Below are 18894 nucleotides of genomic sequence, written 5' to 3' on the forward strand. Positions count from 1 at the left end.
CTGCTTTAACCAAAAAGTTGTTTGTTTTTCCAATAAGTTGGTTGGCCCATACCATTTTTTGTAACGATAGGGCTTAAGGGGGACTTAGAGCCTAATTGTGACTTGTGATAGGGACTGTTGAGAGCTGCGTACAAAACAAAAAGGCCCCGGAGTTACCTCTGGAGCTTCACTAGTATCTGTTTCTAGGATGATTTTTGGGGAAGCTGATGGCTTAAAAAGGGAATATGAAGTGTAGAGCATCAGTTTTATTACCATCGATTGCTGTAGTGGAACTTTAGCCCCAAAATCGCTTAGTAGTTTCTGGTCATTAAACCAAGGATAGAAGCGCTATTCTCACCAAAATGCAAAGTAACCGACTTCGTTTCTCCTTGAGCAAATTTACCGTCCTGCTCGATCGAAGAAGGGGATAAGTACTCTTGGCCACCAAAGTACGCTTTGATTTGAGACGTCTTGAGCTTAATACCACCGCCTGAGTTGTTGGTGATAACGGCTTGAATCATACGCTTGCCAGAAGGGCTGCTGAATATGTCGTAGCTCTCTATCGTGAAGTAACTGTAAGAAGGCATATCTTTACTGTGTTTCGGTTCCGGCACAAAGGTTGACCCAGAAACCGATCTCACGAATTGCATGGTGTCTTGCGATTGAGAGAGGCTATCTTGGATATCGCCAATTTTGTTTTTAATGTTATCAATGTCATCTTTGCTTTCCGCATTCGCACTTGAGGCAAAGGCGCACAATAGCATTAAGGTGGTTACATAGTTCTTGTTTGACATACTTAGACTTCCTGTTTTAATTATGCGACACACAGTAAAATTGATTTAGATCAATTATGTCAATGTTGCGTCAATTCAGTAATTTGTATTCCTGCGCTCATATACATGACTAGATATCACGTGCTCGCTTACCTTAATCCGATTATAGAAAGGGATAATCGGATGCTCTAGAAAGGCGGTTCTCTGAGGGGTTAGTTTCTAGTGTCCAGTTCTTAATGGCATCTCAGTGATAGTCACAAACGAAAGACAAAACAAAAGGGCTTCAGAGTTACCTCTGAAGCCCTTTTTTCTATTCAAGTTTACTATTTAAGCTCTATTGAATTAACGGCGCTTCGGTTTGCGTTGGCCCGCTGGTTTGCCTTGTCCTTGAGGACGACCTTGACCTTGTGAGCCCGCACCGTTGGAGCGGCTTTGGTTGTTGCTACCAGGACGTGATCCCGTATTAGGACGCTGACCGTTTTGGTTACCACGACCATGGCCGTTTTGTCCGCCTTGCGCTTTACTTGAACCATTGCGGTTACCAGATGGCTTGCCGTCGCGAGAGCCACCTTCAGAGCGTTTATTCAAGTGACCACCGAAGCCCGGTTGGTTCTTGGTGTGTTTGGTCGCAAAGCGGTTTGCACCGTGACGACCAGACTTACGACGCTGTGCTGGTGTTTGCGCATCAATGTCTTCTGCCGGAACCAGACAGTTTGGTTTATCACCAATCAGGTGTTTTTTACCCATGTTGATCAGTGCTTCGCGGATCATTGGCCAGTTCGCTGGATCGTGGTAGCGAAGTAGGGCTTTGTGTAGGCGACGCTGACGTTCACCTTTCGCCACTGGCACATCTTCACGTTGTTTGTACTTCACGCGCTTCAGAGGGTTCGTCTCTGAGTAGTACATCGACGTAGCGTTACACATTGGCGATGGGTAGAAGTTCTGTACTTGGTCACACTCGAAGTTGTTCTTCTTCAGCCATAGAGCCAAGTTCAGCATGTCTTCGTCTTCTGTACCTGGGTGCGCCGAGATGAAGTAAGGGATCAGGTATTGTTTTTTACCTGCCTCCGCGCTGTACTTCTCAAACATCTCTTTAAAGCGGTCGTAAGTGCCCATGCCCGGCTTCATCATCAGATCCAGTGGACCTTTCTCGGTATGCTCAGGTGCAATCTTCAGGTAACCGCCGACGTGGTGAGTCACAAGTTCTTTCACGTATTCCGGTGATTCAATTGCAAGGTCGTAACGTACGCCAGATGCGATCATGACCTTCTTAACACCTTTTACTTTGCGAGCTGCGCGGTAAAGATCGATGGTGTGTTTGTGGTCGGTATTCAGTTTGTTACAGATACCCGGGAACACACAAGAAGGGCGACGGCAGTTTGCTTCCGCTTTTGGATCGCTACAGCCAAGACGGTACATGTTTGCTGTAGGGCCACCCAAGTCAGAAATCGTACCGGTAAAGCCCGGAACCTTGTCGCGGATCTCTTCTAACTCGTTGATGATGGAATCTTGAGAACGGTTTTGAATGATGCGGCCTTCGTGCTCTGTAATCGAACAGAAAGAACAGCCACCAAAACAGCCACGCATGATGTTAACCGAGGTTTTGATCATGTCGTAAGCAGGAATTTTTGCTTTGCCATACATAGGGTGAGGAACACGCGCATAAGGCAAGCCAAATACAAAGTCCATCTCTTCTGTCGTCAACGGGATTGGCGCTTGGTTTACCCAAAGCTCGCGGTCACCATGACGTTGCAATAGGGCGCGACCAGAGTACGGGTTGGTCTCTAGGTGCATAACACGACTTGCGTGCGCATACAGAATGCGGTCGTTGTTTAGTTTTTCGAAGGCAGGTAATCGCACGGCTGTGTTCGCAGCATCATGACGTGATGGGCGAATCGTAATTGGCTTCGCTTCTGGCTCTTCTTTTTTGGTGTCGCACTGAGTTTCTACTTCGTATGGGTTCTTAGGTATGAACGCTTCTTTACGAGGTTTCTCAATACGAGAGGAATCGATAACCGTGTAACCTTCTGGTTCTGCAGGTAAGTTAACCGCGGTACCACGGATATTGGTCATATTGGTGATGTCTTCGCCATCGGCTAAACGGTGCGCTACTTCAACAAGAGCACGCTCGGCGTTACCAAATAACAGGATGTCCGCTTTTGCATCGAACAGAACAGAGCGGCGAACTTTGTCTGACCAGTAGTCATAGTGAGCCACACGACGCAAACTCGCTTCAATACCGCCAAGAACAATAGGTGTGCCTTTGTAGGCTTCACGACAACGTTGTGAGTACACCAATGTTGCACGATCTGGACGTTTACCACCTTCATTATTAGGTGTGTAAGCGTCATCGTGACGAAGCTTTTTGTCAGCAGTGTAGCGGTTGATCATGGAGTCCATGTTGCCCGCAGTGATCCCGAAGAACAGGTTTGGCTTACCAAGTTGCATGAAAGCATCTTTGTTTTGCCATTCTGGTTGAGCAATGATCCCGACACGGAAACCTTGAGATTCCAATAGACGGCCAATGATCGCCATACCAAAGCTCGGGTGGTCTACATACGCGTCACCCGTGACAATGATAATGTCACAACTATCCCATCCTAGGGCGTCCATTTCTTTGCGACTGGTCGGCAAGAAGGGTGCCGTACCAAAACACTCAGCCCAGTATTTTTTGTACTCATGAATAGGAGTAATGTCGTTGGTCATATTTTGCTCTCTGTTCCAGGGAGCGCGAATTATAGCGATTTGATAATCAGGTATCTATACCCAAGTTCCCTTATCAAGCTTAGTTCAGTAAGTTTTATTTGTAGATGAAAACTACTCGCAATTGCATTGGTGTTTTTTACTGCGTTATGTCCTTCAAAGCCTTGTGGTTATTGGCTTTACTAATGGTGAAAATTTATTGATAAGCAATGGTGTGCTTATTGAAAACTCTTCCTATAATTTATTTAAGTGCATGCTAATGCATACGTCATTTTGACTCTAAATACTGACCGAACGTCGTGACGTTCCAAATCGTGTATGACCACTTTGCAATCATAAAACTACAGCAAAATCAGGCGACACCATGGGTAATCAGTAAAAAGAGGCAATGGCTGATAATAATAGGGGGCTAGGTAATGAGTGAACTACTGTCTATTGCACAAGGAGAAGTGCAGCCAACGTCCGGTCGTTCTCAGGTTATCGATTGGTCTTACGATATTCAGACCCGAGAATTTGAATGTGACCAGAAGGGCATGATGGCCGCTTTCGGCTTAAAGAAACCCATTAGCGGATTGGACGACTTGCTCGAACACATGTTGTTAGGCCAACAAGATGTCGCACGGGAAAAAATAGCGCAAATTGAAAGAGATGGCGGGCATGGCAATTTGTCTTGTTGTTTGATGCCGAATGAGGCCATGTTGGTTCATGTCGACATGAGTTTTGAACGCCTGAATGAACACATCGTTCAAGGCAATGTGATTCCACAATTGAGTATCACCGGTTGTGAGGAATTGGCAAAAATCCTCGAAACCATCTTCGATTTACCTAACGTAGGCATCTTAGTTGCTGATCAAGAGACGCGAATCCTTGGTTGTAACCGTGCTTTTGAGCAACAAATGGGGTATGAAAATCGCGATATTGTCGGCTTGAAAACCAACATTTTTAGCTCTGACCATCACAGTAAAGCCTTCTACGATGATATCTGGGAGCAAATTGACCAAGAGGGTTACTGGAGCGGTAATCTTTTAAGTCGTGCTTCAAACGGAAGTAATCAAGCCCACCATTTGTGTATCTATCGTCTTAATTTTACCTCTGGTCGAACACTGTTCCTTGGCTTTTCAACGGATATTTCTGCTTCTCTGCTTTGGATGAAAAAAGCGGGAGCACAAGCTCAACAATGGTCGGCCTTTCTTCCCCCTCGTGACGAATTCGAATCTCAGTTCGCCAATCTAGCACGAGAAAATGGCAACAAAGATTTGAACATCGTCATGACGTTACGTCCTAATTTCTCGCGTAAAAACTTGCTTGAGCAACAGCTCGGTTTAGCGGATTTCATGATGCGTAGTCGACACGCGAGCATTGCCGGTCAATTATCCAAAGATGTATTTGTCGTTTGTTTGCAGACACCGCGCTGTCAATGGCTTAGCCCTTTGAGGCTGATTCAGATTGCGTTGAGAGGCTTTTTTGTTGAACTAAGAAGTGAGCTGGGTTCGAGCATGCATGATGTGATTGTAGAAGGTCAAACAGGGGTATCAGTACTGGGTTACGATACCAATAATCCAAGACAAGCTTTGGTGCATGCCGCGCAAGCGATGGTCTCTGCACCGACAGGCGACCAAAGTTATTTTAGTTTTTACAACAGTGACTTGCATGATGAGCTGGTCAAGCGTCATCATCTGGAAGCGTTTTTAAGAACGCAAATTGAGAGCCAATTGGTCGATGTGTACTTTCAACCGATTATTGAAACGCGCACTGGCAAAATCGTGAAGTTTGAGGCGTTAGCGCGTTTCTACCATCAGAACAAAACCTACGACACACAAGAGATGATTTCAGTGGTGGAAGACCTAGAGTTGATCGCTGCACTGGATGACGTAGTGTGCAGAACTGCACTGAAGCAATTGCCTCATATTCAAAAAGTCTATGGTGAGGAGATTGGCTTAACACTCAACCGTTCGTTAAATACCAAATTAGATTCCCTTCAAGTTCTTCAAAGCTCTTTAGACTTAATTGCAGAGAGCGGCGTAGACCCAAGCCGTATTACCATTGAGCTGACTGAAACAGCGTATTTCGAACAAGACCAAGAGCACACTGTCGCGTTGGAAGAGTTGCGCGGGCAGGGAATTAAGATCGCGATTGATGATTTTGGTACGGGATATTCTTCGTTTTCCTATCTCGAAAAAGGCCAGTTTGATCTACTCAAGATCGACCGCAAGTTCGTCAAGAACATCGAAGAGGGCAGTACAAAATACAGCATCGTTAAGATGATCACTGAGCTCGCCCATAAGCTGAATGTCAAAGTCGTTGCCGAAGGGGTTGAGTCAGAAGAGGAACTAAAGGTACTTGCTAGTGTTGGCGTCGATTACATGCAGGGGTTCTTGTTTTCTCAAGCTATTCCTGTGGTTTTATTGGACAAGCCGCAATGTCACAAGAAGCGATTTAACGGGGTAGCCATCAAGCCAACACGCGATGAATCTTTATTTTCACTGAGTCATCGTGATGTGAGGCGTTTAGACCCTGGAGAGCCATTATCATTGGCGGTTGAGTACATGAATCTTAGCCCAGACGCACCATTAGTCGTGATCAATGAAAAGTGCTGTGTTGGTCTTATTACTAAAGAACAAGTCAATTTGCATTTAACACCTGCGATGGGGACGGATCTGGAATCGGAACGAGAGAACCGCATTTGGAAACGTCCGGTTAACCAAGTGATGAACACGGAGCTTCAAAGAGTGGATGCAAACCTACCGGTCTCGGAAGTGAAAGCTTTAGTAAAAGCAGGCACCAAGTTCCCTTGGATTTTATGTGACTCGCAAAACGAATATCGCGGTTTGCTGACGCAAGAGGATGTGTTGAGTTATTTGGCCTCACTGTAAAGGATGCTTACCCATAACTAATAACCAAAAGCCATGTTGTGTTTAGGTGGTTTGGCGGTAGGCGATTTGCTATTATCGCCACCCCAAAATGACTTTTGAGTTTGCATTCAACATGATTCAACAACTGCTGTTAACTTTTCCTCCAATGCTGTTTGGCGCGCAAGCGCTGTTGACTTTGCTTTTGATTAAAGGCGATATCTGTCCGGGTCAACGTGGTCGTCTGCACAAGATGTTGCCATCAATTGGTATTCTTTGGTTGGCAGTAGCTTCGCTACGTATTGAAGCGTTTATGGTCGTGTTCGCGATCTTCTATTTCTACTCTCAAGTTCAGACTAAAAAGACTCGTGAAAAAGGTCCGCTATGGGCGCTGCACCTCGCTAACGGTTTGGCGTTTGCTTATGTGAGCATTCAAGTGTTCGAGCAACCGCATTGGGCAGCCTCGGCTTCGATGGCGCTGATGATCTTTTTCTTAGGTGCAGCATTTGCTCAACTGCTTCTGGTTATTGCACGCAGCCGTCTGCAAGCTTTCCACCGTATTTTGCCTGTGACTGGTGTAGTTTCAGGTATGTTGTTGGTCGTAATGACCTTGTTCTCGGCGTATCAATTGGATGAAGCGACGCTAAACTCAGTGACGCAACACATCTTGGCGTCATTGGCGATGCTGATTATGGCCATTGTCGTTTGGTGCTGGCATATCTTTACTCACAAGGCGCCGAATAAAGTTCAATTGGCGGCGGCGCTATTACTGGCTCTTGCTTCAATGACCAGCCTTCAAGGTCTATTCTTGCTTGGCGCATAAGCCTACGTGACCTTACATCCTCTCAGAATTCTGCTTAATGAGCTCGGGATTTAGACCGAGCTCACTTTCAAATCATCCGATTAAGTCTACGCTTTAGATATAGCCTCTATTCGTTTAGAGTGCGCCAAGACGCATGTGCTCAACAGAATTGAGGTCGAATACCTTGTCTTAGAGGAGTGTCGCTATGGACTTAAGCAATGTTAGTAACTGGGACAGCATTATTTTGCTGGGTATCGTCAATGAAAAGCTGCGCTTAGAGTGCGACAGCTTTGAAGAGCTCGTTTCCATGTACGAAATGGATGTGGAATCGCTAGTGGGCAAGCTTGATATGCTCGGCTATCAATACGACCCACTTACTAATCAATTCAAATCTTACGAACGTTAAATTCGTCTCGCTTCCCGAATTTTTAAGCCATCTTGATGCCGTCAAGGTGGCTTTTGCATTGTTGGCGCGCGGTTGCAAAGAAGGCTTGTAAATAACGCTTATCTTTTTCTGAGTTTCGTGTTGCAGCAAACAAGCGGCGCCATAATCCATCACCAAACGGCTTACTGGTGATGAGTCCTTGACGTGAAAACTCCGAAATAGCCCAGTTAGGTAACGCCGCGACGCCCAATCCTGCTGACACCATTTGAACGAGCATTAGCGTGTTATCTGCTTGCTTCCATTTTGCTGGTTCTATACCTGCTGGCTGTAAGAAGTGTTTCACCACATCCAATCTTTGTTTCTGAACTGGATACGAAAGCATGGTTTGATCGGCAAGATCTTCGGGATCAATGATCTCTTTATTGGCAAGGGGATGGCTGGTGGACGTGATCAAGCGCATTTCGAAATCAAAAAGCGGTTCGTAGTGCACTTCAGATCGTGGCTGAATGTCGGAAGTGATCACCAAATCAAGTTCCCCGGCGAGTAATGCTGGTAGAGGCTCAAAGCCAAAACCGGACGAGAAGTCGAGCGTGACGCTTGGCCACGTGATTTGATACTCCTTAAGCGCAGGCATCAACCACTGGAAGCAAGAGTGACATTCGATTGCCATGTGCAAGCGGCCATTCACATCTTCTTTTAGACTCGCGAGTTCGTTCTCGGCTCTGGCAAGTTTAGGCAAGACGTCATCGGCCAGTCGAAGCAAGATTTCACCTTCAGACGTAAACTTCACGGGGCGAGTTTTACGCAAGAATAGCTGGCCGCCAATACGAGATTCGAGATCTTTGATTTGGTGAGAAAGGGCTGATTGCGTCAGATGTAAAGCTGTCGCTGTCGCTGTGAGTGACCCTGTATCTCGTAACGAGGTGAGGGTACGTAAGTGTTTCAACTCTATCATGAATCCCATTCATCCTTATGTATCTGCCATGAGCTTTATTAACTTACCGATAAAAAATGGATATGTAAACGTCTAGACGTCCATTTGTTTTGATTGAGTGCGAGTGAGATCCCTCACTATGAAATTATTTAATAAACAAGTTGAATAATTGGATGTTGTTCAATTCGCTTACCAGAGAGATAGTTTTAGCCATCCAGACATCTTGGTGAGTTTCATACTCGATGTTCTGACTCAAACATCAGACACTGAATAAGGAATACGGACATGGCGACGACAACGCATATTCTTGGTTACCCACGCATTGGTGAAAAACGCGAACTCAAATTTGCTCAGGAAAAATACTGGCGAGGAGAAATTGATCAAAACGAACTCAAACAAGTTGGTGCTGCATTACGTGAGAAGAACTGGAACACGCAATCAGAAGCGGGCTTAACCTTCGCTACTGCTGGGGACTTCGCTTGGTACGATCATGTCCTTACGACCACCTTGCTGCTTGGGCATGTACCGAAGCGTCACGCTAATGGGTTTCCAGATCTAGACACGCTATTCAAAGTCGGCCGTGGGCAGTCTCAAGCTGGCTGTGATTGCAAAGGAGCGGCCGCCTCTGATATGACGAAGTGGTTCAACACTAACTATCACTACATTGTTCCTGAATTCAGTAAGGATGATTCATTTGAAGTCGGTTGGCCGCAATTGTTTGAGGAAGTGAACGATGCCATTAAAGCAGGACATAAAGTGAAGCCGGTTCTGCTTGGGCCATTAAGTTACCTGTATTTGGGCAAAGAAGTTGAAGAGGGCTTTGACCGCCTAACGCTATTGCCGAGAATTTTGACTGCGTATCAAGCCATTCTCTCTAAGCTGGCAAGTTTGGGTGTCGAGTGGGTGCAGATTGATGAACCTATTCTTTCACTTGAACTTGAAGACAAATGGGCTGACGCATTCAAGCTCGGATATCAGGTGATTCGCAGCGATGTGAAAGTTTTACTGACGACCTATTTTGATTCTGTTAGCGATACGCTGAATAAGATTATTGAGCTGCCAGTCGATGGCTTGCACATTGATTTGTCTGCGTCACCAGAGCAACTGGATGAAGTTGTCGCTAAGTTGCCAGAGGATTGGGTATTGTCTGCGGGTGTGGTGAATGGACGTAATGTGTGGCGTACTGACTTGAGCAAACAGTTGGAACGTTTACAGCCCGTTAAAGATAAAATTGGCGACCGATTATGGGTTGCGAGCTCTTGCTCACTGTTACATAGCCCTGTCGACCTCGATCTCGAACCTTCTTTGAGTGAAGAAGTGAAAAGTTGGTTTGCGTTTGCTAAGCAAAAAGTGACGGAAGTGGCGCTACTTGGGCGTGCACTTGATGGTGACCAAAATGCCATTCTCGCTTGCGATACTTACAGCCAGCCAATTAAGGATCGTAAGACAGCCACTCATGTGAACAAACCTCAGGTACAGGCACGTTTGAATAGCATTACCGCGTCACTCGGTGAGCGCAGTGCACCATATGCTGAGCGTGCCGCTCACCAAGCTGAAGTGCTTGATTTGCCGCTACTTCCGACGACGACCATTGGCTCCTTCCCACAAACGGGTGAAATCCGTGTTCAGCGCAGCGCATATCGCACTGGCAAGCTTTCAGAAGCTGAGTATCACCAAGCGCTAAAAGGTCATATTGCTGATGCCGTAAAACGCCAAGAAGCCCTCGACCTTGATGTTTTGGTGCATGGCGAAGCAGAGCGTAACGATATGGTGGAATACTTTGCCGAAAACTTGGCTGGCTTCCAAACCACAAAGTTTGGTTGGGTACAAAGCTACGGCTCTCGCTGTGTGAAACCAGCGATTGTTGTGGCAGATATTGAACGCGAAAAGCCGATCACGGTTGAATGGTCTACCTACGCGCAGTCATTAACCAGCAAGCAGATGAAAGGCATGCTCACCGGTCCGGTGACAATACTATGTTGGACATTCCCGCGAGAAGATATCACTCGTAAGGAAATAGCAAACCAACTAGCGCTCGCTTTACGTGATGAGGTGTCCGACCTACAAGATGCAGGCATCAATATTATCCAGATTGATGAACCTGCAATACGTGAAGGTCTACCTTTGAAGAAGCGTGACCACAAAGCGTATCTGCAATGGGCTGTTGATGCGTTTAAGATCTCTGCGGCAAGCGCGAACCCGGAAACGCAAATCCACACCCACATGTGTTACAGCGAGTTCAATGAGATTATTGATTCGGTAGCAGCGTTGGATGCGGACGTCATTACCATTGAGACATCTCGCTCGAACATGGAATTACTCAAAGCGTTTGAAGAGTTTAATTATCCAAACGAAATCGGCCCTGGCGTTTACGACATTCACTCACCGAACATTCCAACACAACAGTGGATTGAAGGTCTGTTGAAGAAGGCAGCAGAGAAGGTGCCGGTGCAGCGCTTATGGGTGAACCCAGATTGTGGCTTGAAGACGAGAAACTGGGCTGAGACAGAGGCGGCGTTAGCAAATCTGGTCTCAGCCGCGAAAAAGTTACGCACTGAGCTCGCTTAATGATTACTAGCGAATGAAAATAAAAAAGCGAGGACATTGAGCCTCGCTTTTTTCTATCTGATTTTTACTCATTCTAGTGAACGAATAAGCGCATTACTGTGGCTGTTGAGTCGCAGTACAAGTTTGTTCTGATACTAGCTCATCTGCCATTAATTGGCCGCGAGAGTTACGGATCTTAATGCGGTACATCAAGCCCATATCGATTTGCTCACGAACGGAAGGCGTATTGCAGTAGGTGTAAATGCTGGTATTCAAAACTTGGTTTAACGGCTTAGCACCCAGTGCATCGTCGTTGTAGATCATCATCATCTCAACCACATTTTTATTGGATGAGATGCGTAAAATCTTGAGAGGACCGTATTCAAGCGGTAAGCCCGCAGAAAGAACACCCGCACGGTTTGAAGCCATCAATTCGAGCTGGCGCTGTTTGTCATCGTTCGATGAACAGCCAGCTAAGGCACCAAATGCGAGGAATAGACACAGTAATTTTTTCATAACTTAAAACACTTTCTTGAACGGTTTTACGATGACATTTTCGTAAACACCCGCCGCGATATAAGGATCGGCATCAGCCCATGCTTGAGCATCTTCCAAAGAAGCAAACTCTGCTATAACGGTTGAGCCTGTAAAGCCCGCTTCACCTGGATTATCAGAATCGATCGCTGGCATTGGACCCGCTGTGAGTAGTCGACCTTCGTCTTGAAGCTGTTGTAAGCGCTCAAGGTGTTGCGGTCTAACACTCATACGTTTTTCCAATGAATTCTCGACGTCCTGAGAAAAGATGACGTACCACATAGCATATTTCCTTAATTGGTAGGGTAAAGTCTTAATTTAACGCCTTTTTTGTGTCACTCACAAGCGAACATGAAAAATTGTGAGGTTCTTCCTAGCATTTATTGGTTCTGGCGTGCTTGATTACTTTTGAATTGGGCGTGGTTTGCCTTCAGTATCGATCGCAACGTAGTTGAAGGTGGCGTCACAAACCATGAAACGGTCTTCAATGCCGTGTTCTTTGATTGGCTTAACCCAAACTTCTAAATCGATGCTCATTGATGTGCGACCGATTTTAGTACATTCGCCGTAACAACACACAACGTCGCCGACTCGAACGGGTTTTTTAAAAGTGATACTTGATACTGAGACCGTTACGATTCGACCAGAAGAGATTTCTTTAGCAAGAATACCGCCCGCTAAATCGAGCTGAGACATGATCCAGCCACCGAAAATATCGCCATTGGCGTTAGTGTCGGCAGGCATAGCGAGGGTACGAAGCAGCAATTGGCCGCGAGGGGATTGAATTTCCTGACTCATTTTGACATCCATTAACTCTAGCAAAGCTAGTCTGGGTGGATTGCAATAAGGCAACACCAAAAGTCCAGACAGCAAGAACAAAACAGCGACCCAAAGGTCGCTGTGAATAATCAATATGAGCGAATTATAGCAAAACTGAGTTTTTAATCATCAACCGATACATCGGATGAGTTCTCTTTTTGCTCTTTCTGTTCTTTTGGCATGTGTTTATAGATGTAAAAGCCAGTTGCGATCATGTAAGCGAACGTCGCAATCAACAAACCAAACACTTTGAAGTTCACCCAAACATCTAATGGGAGTTCGAACGCAACGTAAACGTTCAAGCCTGCGCAGAACGAAAAGAAGCCGACCCACGCCCAGTTAATCTTGGTCCAAACCGCATCCGGCAACGTTATCTCTTTACCTAACATGCCTTTGATTGCTGATTTGCCCATTGCGTGGCTGACAGCTAAGCCTACAGCAAATATCACGTAAACAATGGTCACTTTCCATTTGATGAAGTTCTCATCGTGGAGGAATATCGTCATACCGCCAAAGATGGCCACCATGGCGAAAGTGATGAGCTGCATCTTCTCTACTTTTTTGTACAGTACAAACGTCAACACAATCTGGATGGCAGTCGCGGCAATAAGAGCACCAGTCGCAACGTAAATGTCGTACATCTTATAAAGTGCAAAGAAGACGATGAGTGGAATAAAATCAAGGATTTGCTTCATGCTGCAAAAATACCGAGTTGTTGAGTTGAGGACAGTCTAGCGAAATCTGAGGCAATGTGAACATTTATAGCTTAGTGGAAACAAAAATTGCCGTAATCAATACGGCAATTTTTTGAGGAGAGTAGTGGCTACGCGACGTTTTGATAGCGCGTGATTAATGTCTTAACATCTTCTAGGTAACCCTCTCTCAGAAGGTTATCGACTGTCGCCTCTAACTCATCATGAGACATAGTAAAACACGTTGATTTTCCGGTCATTAGGCTTAGGTACTGGTGGTATTCTTCTTCAGTGTAATGACCGACGCGATCAAGCAACAGTGTTTTGATACCGTGGTGAATCAAGCCGTAATATGTGTGTCGATGAAGCATCATGTTCACTCCTTATCAAGCTGCTCCTCCATCCTGTAGAGGACTTGAATCTGTGGATAATTCGATTTGTACTTCAGCAATGCATATCAGATGCCAACTATTCGTTCTCTTTTTCAAAAGAGCTAGATGCGGCATCTTTATTCAACCAGTTGTTCAAAACATGACGCAAAGCGTTCAATGTCGTTGGCTTTTCTAGTCTCCCGTCCATCAGCTTTTTGATCATGTCTAATTCTCGCTCACCAGACTCGCCCGATAAAGCAATGATAGGCGTTTGAGAAGAGAGCGCCTTGATTCTTTGGCTTGCATCAAACCCGTTCATGACAGGCATTTGCACATCCATTAGAACCAAATCTACGTGGTTGTTTTTAAATACTTCTACTGCGTTTTCACCGTTATTCGCTTGTAAGCTGTTGACGCCCAATTGGTTCAAATACATTTGTACAAGCGCACGTTGCACCTCTTTATCGTCGACAATGAGCACTGTTGGTGCTTGGCTATCTATTTGTACGTTGGCTGTGACTTTATGTTCAGTGCTTCGTTTACTGTGTTTCCAGTCATTGAAGTAAGGCGTGCGTAAGGTTTCGGCTTTTGGTGCATTCGGCACAACAGGGAAGTACAAATGAAACTCGGTAAATTCGCCAAGCTTAGATTCACACTCAATTCTGCCGCCAAATGAACGCATTACACGCTGACAGTAACCTAAACCTAAGCCACTACCACCACTCTTTTGGTAAGAGAAAAAGTCATCAAAGATCTTGTGAGAGATCGTCTCGTCGATGCCTGGACCGGTGTCGCGGAAGACGAGAATGTTTTCGTAAGGACCCGTTTTGGTGCTTATCTCAATTTGACTGTCTGGATACGAATCAAAATAGTAAATTGCATTACGAATCAGGTTGAAAATGACAAAGTTAAATAAGGTCTCATTGAGTTTTGCCACAAAGTCAGTGTGTTGTGGTAAGCGAATTCTTTCAATTATCTTCTCATTTTCAAAACCGTAGTGACTGACGGCTTGGTCGACGGCTTTGTGAATCGAAGTCATCGCGGTAGGCTCATGCTCCGGAGAGCTGTCGCTCACTTCTCGCAAAATGATATCGATAAGTTGGCGGCCACGTTGAATCGCCGCTTGGCCATTATCTATATCCAGTTTGATCTGCTCGACGGAGGCTTGATCTTCGATATGCTGCTTTAGGGCCTCAAATTGTAATTGAACTTGAGCAAGAGGGTTACGCATCTCATGGGCAATCGAGTTCGCTAGAGCGCGACTTTGACGAATGCGGCGGTCGGCCTCAATGGTACTTTGGACTCGAGTGAGCAAGGTCTGCAGTGCGGAGATCTCCTCATTAGAGAACATTTGATTGTTGCTCTTCTGGGGAGAAACCAATAAATGCGTCACCGATTTGCCTTGACCAAATAAAGGCATGACTAAAGCTGTGTCGTTCGAGCTCATCTTGTCGTAGAGGGCTTTGAGCGAGCCTTTTGCGGAAACCTTGTAATCCAACTCTTCAGAAAGCTCATCAAGGACCAACACCGACTTATTAGAGGAAAGGTAATCTTCGTAGAAAGTCTCGTTGTAGTTACTGGTTACGAGACGCAGCTTATCATTTGGAATTTGCAGTAGATTACCAAGGTGACGCATAGCCTCATCGATCGACAGTTTAAAATCTTCTTCTAGCGCTAGGATTTGTTGAACCGGCGTCTTTTTGTTGCCGTAAATCAAGAAAGAAGCGTAACGACTCACTCGTTTGTAGAGTAAGTGCCATGTGATACCGATGAGCGCGCAGATAGGTGTGGCGATAAGCCATTGGTTGCTGTCCGTTAGCGGAATAAATATTGCCCCCAGCGGAAGAACAAATATCGCACAAACGAGCAGTGCGCTCAGGCACATGTAAGCCAGATATTTCACGCTGTAGAAACGAGAGGTCAACAAGGCATAACCGACAAACAACATCTCACTAATGGACAAGGCTGGTGGTAACCAAGTGAGTGAGAAATCCCCCATGAAATAGGTCATTCCAAGGTGAATGGTTGCGGTAGACAGCATGAACACCAAGATACCGGCGATCATGTAATTCGTCTTCGCTAAGGTTAGCTTGCTGCTGTTGGTTCTCATTGCAACAAGGTTTACTAGCGTGAGGACAACAAAGCTGACAAGACCAATAAAGAAGTACGAGGTATGAGGCCCAAACTCAATGACGAATTGGCTTGGCCCTACGATGTCCACATGTTCAACCGTCAAATCGGGACGCAAATTGATAAACAGTGAGTACACCGTAAGGGTAACGAAAATCGCTTGCTGCCATAGATGGACTTTGCCTTTTCGCTGTTCTGCCGCGAGTTGGCAAGAGAAGTAGTACGCAAACGCAAAGGCAAAAAACGAGGCGAGGTTGGCAAACTTTGCCATGAATATACCTGCCGTTGCTCCAAGCTGAGGCAATAAGTCAGTATGGAAGTAAGCGTTGCTGCTGATCCACGCAATGATACACACCGAATACGCGATGTAAGGCGCGTGGTGTGTACCGAAGATCACTTCATTTTTTTGTTTCAGGCGATAGCAATAATAGAAGAGCCACATCATAACCACGGCTACGGTCGCGAGGAGCGTCACGGCCTTGGCGTAGATTATTGCCTCTAAGCTAAAATCAAACATGCTCATCTCTTTCTAAGGAACCACGTTTTCTGATCTCTCGAACGGCACGTTTATAGCCTCGAAAGTCGGTATCACTGAATGCTTTGACCATCATTTCAAAATTCCAGAATCCACGGTACGTCTCTTTGCCATCGTTATTTAAGTCGCAATAACCTGAATGGAAATACGCTTTTGCGTCGATGGCTTGATAAAAGTTGAGCATGAAAGGTTGCTCGATAATGGTGAAGCCAATTTTATAGCCTGTTTGATGCAACACGCTCATCAGTTCTTTTTGAGCGAGGTAGAGGAAGTAGAGTTTTTGTTGAGCATTTCCACTTACTGTCAGGCGCAGCACTTCACATACGGCTTGCGTATCTGCCAATTGTAACTTGAATTCACTATCAAATTCTGGGAGAGAGTAACATTTTAACAGTGCAGATGGTGTAAATAGCTGTAAACGCGTGAATTCAGAGTAGCCATAACTAGGAAAGCAGTAATTCCACTGTTCGTTACTAAACTGTGGTGCGTAGCTGAGCCAAGTATCATGAATGGACCAATCTTGGATAAGTGCAGAAGCAACGAGAGTAGGGCAAGGTTCTTGGTCTGGGTGCTTTAACACAATGAAGTGTTTGCCAACTTGGGACAAAAACAACAGTGGCAGCATTTCGTACCACTTTTCACCTTGTATAAAAAGCTCAAGATTGCTGAGTGCAATCGCATCACTCAGTGGCATGGCCTGCGGATGGCTCGGAGCTTGTACCATAAGTTGAGCATCTTCTACGCGCTCAATTAGCGCACCGTAATAAGCGCTGTCTTCAAAGGGCAGTTTGGGTGCTGTTGAGGCGTATTCTTCTAATGGAAACTTGGCTTTAATCGCGGCGATCTCACACTCACACCAAAAGTCCAACCAATGCATGTAGCACTGTCCCACAACGCCTTCAAGTAGAGCAATTTCCTCTGATAGTGTGCTTGGATAACGTTGAATAAGATCGCGATAATCCATTAACTCAAAGAGAACGGAATAGCTTTTGTGTTGATGCTCCGGGAAGAGAGAGGTGAGTTGGTTTTTACGATAATCCGTAATGGTTTGAAAAAGCGCGGTGCGCTCATGTGGTTCATAAGCGTTGATCACAAGATCGAGTAGCGCTTGCTGTTTTTGTTCAATAGACAAACTGTTAGCCGACAGTGAGCCTAAAGATAAGGTTAATTTCATGGGACAACCTAGCCTAGGTTTATTGATTTTTTATGTTTGTGTCGTCCTTATATCACTAAAGAAAAAATATGCTACCGGTTTCTATTTAAACGGTTACGTAAGGCAAGTTTGAGATGAAAAAAAGCCGCTCTTTTGAGCGGCTTGTTTAAATTGCATTCAGGCTTAAGCTTCTTGCTTTTGAAGCTCAACTTGTTGTGCTTCTTCTTCTACTAGAGCATCAACGATAACGGCACATGCTGCGTCACCTGTGATGTTTAGTGCTGTACGAATCATATCGAAGATACGGTCAAGAGCGAACAGTAGTGGTAGACCTTCAATTGGGATACCTGCCGCTAGAAGTACAGCCACAACAAGGAATGAAGGACCAGGAACACCTGCTTGGCCTACTGCGCCTAGTGTAGAAGTTACGATGATCGCAATGTAAGCACCCATGCCTAGGTCGATGTTGAACAATTGCGCGAAGAAAATGGCTACTAGGCCGTAGTAAATCGCGTTACCAGACATGTTGATGGTCGCACCAAGAGGCAGAACAAATGATGCTGTTGAGTTGCGAACACCTAGCTCTTTCTCACACGTATCCATTGTTACTGGCAGTGTCGCCATTGAAGAAGCTGTAGACAGTGCAACGGCTTGTGGCTTTTTCATTGCTGAAACGAACTTCTTCGCCGATGTCTTAGTGAACACGTGCACCATTGCTGGGTAAACCACGAAGCCGAACACTAGGATTGCCGCTACGTAAACAACGAACAGTTTGAATACCACCATCAGAGCACCAAAACCGAACGTGCCGACTGCTTCAGCCATCAGACCAAATACACCGATAGGAGCAATGATCATCACCTTGTTGATCATCCAAACCATAGCGTCAACGATGCAGTTAACACCATTGATGATTGGCTCGCGACGTGATTTTTCTTGTTTTGAAATCGCGATACCGAAGAACATACAGAACACAAGGATCTGAAGGATGTTCGCTTCGTTTAGTGATTGGAAAACGTTAGTTGGGATCATACCAGTGATGGTTGCCCAGAAAGTAGGTAGCTCACCTTTTGAAGCGTATTCTGCTGAGAACATGCCCTCAACGCCTGAGACGTCGATGCCCATGCCCGGTTGGAATACTTCACCCATGACTAGCGCAAGTGCTACTGCTAGGGCGGATGTCAGACCGAAGTAACCTAGGGTTACCAAGCCCACTTTACCTGCAGATTGGCTGTTGCCTAGACCTGCTGCACCTGAGATAAGCGCTACTGCGACCAAAGGGATCACAAGCATCTTGATCAGGTTGATAAAGATTGCACCAAGTGGCGCGAATACAGTCGCACTTTGACCCATAAAGGCACCAACGGCAGTACCTACGATCATTGCAATGACGACTTGCACGCCAATGTTGTTTAGCAAACTCTTTTGTTTTAACACTTCCATAACCTCTGTGCTAATAAAATGTAAAATCCTAAAATTACCCACCAATCTAAAGTTGTTATTTGGATAATTATATCGGCTTGCTTTTTACACTTATCATTCACAATTAGCAATACAATTCCGGTACAAACTCACCAACTAATTGGGAATTTCTTGATTGATGATAGTTTTTTAATCATTAGCAATCGTTTGCTATTGTTCGGGGTAATGGTTTTGGTTGGTGTTGTTTATAAAACGGATGGTAATGG

The 18894-nt window shown here is 45.4% G+C and carries 15 protein-coding genes; 4 read left to right on the forward strand and 11 right to left on the reverse strand.

Features of this window, described 5'->3' with window-relative positions; translation table 11 throughout:
- Window positions 1-290: 290 nt before the first annotated feature.
- Both ACLIIY_RS04580 and ACLIIY_RS04585 read right to left on the reverse strand, forming a co-directional pair.
- On the reverse strand, window positions 291-773 hold the full coding sequence (locus tag ACLIIY_RS04580; protein ID WP_434528195.1) for a hypothetical protein: 483 nt from the start codon (window positions 771-773) through the stop codon (window positions 291-293).
- A gap of 321 nt (window positions 774-1094) precedes the next feature.
- Window positions 1095-3458, reverse strand: coding sequence for a YgiQ family radical SAM protein (locus tag ACLIIY_RS04585; protein WP_434528196.1), 2364 nt, complete (start codon window positions 3456-3458; stop codon window positions 1095-1097).
- A 413-nt stretch (window positions 3459-3871) separates the two neighbouring features.
- Between ACLIIY_RS04585 and ACLIIY_RS04590 the strand changes: the two genes are divergently transcribed.
- The 3 genes from ACLIIY_RS04590 (at window position 3872) to ACLIIY_RS04600 (ending at window position 7512) form a co-directional block, all read left to right on the forward strand.
- A complete protein-coding gene (locus ACLIIY_RS04590; protein ID WP_434528197.1) occupies window positions 3872-6328 on the forward strand; it encodes an EAL domain-containing protein in 2457 nt (818 codons plus the stop codon).
- 88 nt (window positions 6329-6416) lie between these two features.
- Window positions 6417-7127, forward strand: coding sequence for a hypothetical protein (locus ACLIIY_RS04595; protein WP_032802905.1), 711 nt, complete (start codon window positions 6417-6419; stop codon window positions 7125-7127).
- A gap of 184 nt (window positions 7128-7311) precedes the next feature.
- Window positions 7312-7512 (forward strand): DUF4250 domain-containing protein, encoded by a 201-nt coding sequence (locus ACLIIY_RS04600; RefSeq protein ID WP_009706930.1) that lies wholly within the window; start codon window positions 7312-7314, stop codon window positions 7510-7512.
- A gap of 22 nt (window positions 7513-7534) precedes the next feature.
- On the opposite strand, the gene metR is transcribed toward ACLIIY_RS04600, so the two are convergent.
- On the reverse strand, window positions 7535-8446 hold the full coding sequence (gene metR / locus ACLIIY_RS04605; protein ID WP_434528198.1) for an HTH-type transcriptional regulator MetR: 912 nt from the start codon (window positions 8444-8446) through the stop codon (window positions 7535-7537).
- Window positions 8447-8710: 264 nt separating this feature from the next.
- On the opposite strand from metR, the gene metE reads away from it, so the two are divergent.
- On the forward strand, window positions 8711-10993 hold the full coding sequence (metE, locus tag ACLIIY_RS04610) for a 5-methyltetrahydropteroyltriglutamate--homocysteine S-methyltransferase (protein ID WP_434528199.1): 2283 nt from the start codon (window positions 8711-8713) through the stop codon (window positions 10991-10993).
- Window positions 10994-11086: 93 nt separating this feature from the next.
- Here the strand turns inward: metE and ACLIIY_RS04615 are convergent, their stop codons facing one another.
- From ACLIIY_RS04615 to ACLIIY_RS04650, 8 genes are all read right to left on the reverse strand, one after another.
- Entirely contained in the window at window positions 11087-11488 is a 402-nt protein-coding gene (locus ACLIIY_RS04615; RefSeq protein WP_005434979.1) for a GspS/AspS pilotin family protein, read from the reverse strand.
- Between the two features lie 3 nt (window positions 11489-11491).
- Window positions 11492-11788, reverse strand: coding sequence for a YciI family protein (locus ACLIIY_RS04620; RefSeq protein ID WP_005434977.1), 297 nt, complete (start codon window positions 11786-11788; stop codon window positions 11492-11494).
- 120 nt (window positions 11789-11908) lie between these two features.
- Window positions 11909-12304, reverse strand: coding sequence for an acyl-CoA thioester hydrolase YciA (gene yciA / locus ACLIIY_RS04625; RefSeq protein ID WP_009706926.1), 396 nt, complete (start codon window positions 12302-12304; stop codon window positions 11909-11911).
- 143 nt (window positions 12305-12447) lie between these two features.
- Window positions 12448-13020, reverse strand: coding sequence for a septation protein A (locus ACLIIY_RS04630; protein WP_005434973.1), 573 nt, complete (start codon window positions 13018-13020; stop codon window positions 12448-12450).
- 128 nt (window positions 13021-13148) lie between these two features.
- Window positions 13149-13391, reverse strand: coding sequence for a hypothetical protein (locus ACLIIY_RS04635; RefSeq protein WP_009706924.1), 243 nt, complete (start codon window positions 13389-13391; stop codon window positions 13149-13151).
- A gap of 94 nt (window positions 13392-13485) precedes the next feature.
- Window positions 13486-16035 (reverse strand): quorum-sensing autoinducer 1 sensor kinase/phosphatase LuxN, encoded by a 2550-nt coding sequence (gene luxN, locus ACLIIY_RS04640; RefSeq protein ID WP_434528200.1) that lies wholly within the window; start codon window positions 16033-16035, stop codon window positions 13486-13488.
- Window positions 16028-17227, reverse strand: a complete 1200-nt coding sequence (locus ACLIIY_RS04645; protein WP_009706922.1) for an acyl-homoserine-lactone synthase — start codon at window positions 17225-17227, stop codon at window positions 16028-16030. Before ACLIIY_RS04645 ends, luxN begins: the two co-directional genes overlap by 8 nt.
- 162 nt (window positions 17228-17389) lie before the next feature.
- Entirely contained in the window at window positions 17390-18649 is a 1260-nt protein-coding gene (locus tag ACLIIY_RS04650; protein ID WP_009706921.1) for a dicarboxylate/amino acid:cation symporter, read from the reverse strand.
- Between the last annotated feature and the right edge of the window lie 245 nt (window positions 18650-18894).

It is taken from the genome of Vibrio sp. K4 (assembly GCF_051122595.1).
Lineage (GTDB): Bacteria > Pseudomonadota > Gammaproteobacteria > Enterobacterales > Vibrionaceae > Vibrio > Vibrio owensii.

What these genes read in the sequence shown, in the direction of transcription:
- luxN (WP_434528200.1), bottom strand. Translation starts at nt 16,035, where the DNA reads ATGTTTGATTTTAGCTTAGAGGCAATAATCTACGCCAAGGCCGTGACG.
- ACLIIY_RS04630 (WP_005434973.1), bottom strand. Translation starts at nt 13,020, where the DNA reads ATGAAGCAAATCCTTGATTTTATTCCACTCATCGTCTTCTTTGCACTT.
- yciA (WP_009706926.1), bottom strand. Translation starts at nt 12,304, where the DNA reads ATGAGTCAGGAAATTCAATCCCCTCGCGGCCAATTGCTGCTTCGTACC.
- ACLIIY_RS04615 (WP_005434979.1), bottom strand. Translation starts at nt 11,488, where the DNA reads ATGAAAAAATTACTGTGTCTATTCCTCGCATTTGGTGCCTTAGCTGGC.
- ACLIIY_RS04635 (WP_009706924.1), bottom strand. Translation starts at nt 13,391, where the DNA reads ATGATGCTTCATCGACACACATATTACGGCTTGATTCACCACGGTATC.
- ACLIIY_RS04645 (WP_009706922.1), bottom strand. Translation starts at nt 17,227, where the DNA reads ATGAAATTAACCTTATCTTTAGGCTCACTGTCGGCTAACAGTTTGTCT.
- ACLIIY_RS04590 (WP_434528197.1), top strand. Translation starts at nt 3,872, where the DNA reads ATGAGTGAACTACTGTCTATTGCACAAGGAGAAGTGCAGCCAACGTCC.
- ACLIIY_RS04580 (WP_434528195.1), bottom strand. Translation starts at nt 773, where the DNA reads ATGTCAAACAAGAACTATGTAACCACCTTAATGCTATTGTGCGCCTTT.
- ACLIIY_RS04600 (WP_009706930.1), top strand. Translation starts at nt 7,312, where the DNA reads ATGGACTTAAGCAATGTTAGTAACTGGGACAGCATTATTTTGCTGGGT.
- metR (WP_434528198.1), bottom strand. Translation starts at nt 8,446, where the DNA reads ATGATAGAGTTGAAACACTTACGTACCCTCACCTCGTTACGAGATACA.
- ACLIIY_RS04595 (WP_032802905.1), top strand. Translation starts at nt 6,417, where the DNA reads ATGACTTTTGAGTTTGCATTCAACATGATTCAACAACTGCTGTTAACT.
- ACLIIY_RS04585 (WP_434528196.1), bottom strand. Translation starts at nt 3,458, where the DNA reads ATGACCAACGACATTACTCCTATTCATGAGTACAAAAAATACTGGGCT.
- metE (WP_434528199.1), top strand. Translation starts at nt 8,711, where the DNA reads ATGGCGACGACAACGCATATTCTTGGTTACCCACGCATTGGTGAAAAA.
- ACLIIY_RS04650 (WP_009706921.1), bottom strand. Translation starts at nt 18,649, where the DNA reads ATGGAAGTGTTAAAACAAAAGAGTTTGCTAAACAACATTGGCGTGCAA.
- ACLIIY_RS04620 (WP_005434977.1), bottom strand. Translation starts at nt 11,788, where the DNA reads ATGTGGTACGTCATCTTTTCTCAGGACGTCGAGAATTCATTGGAAAAA.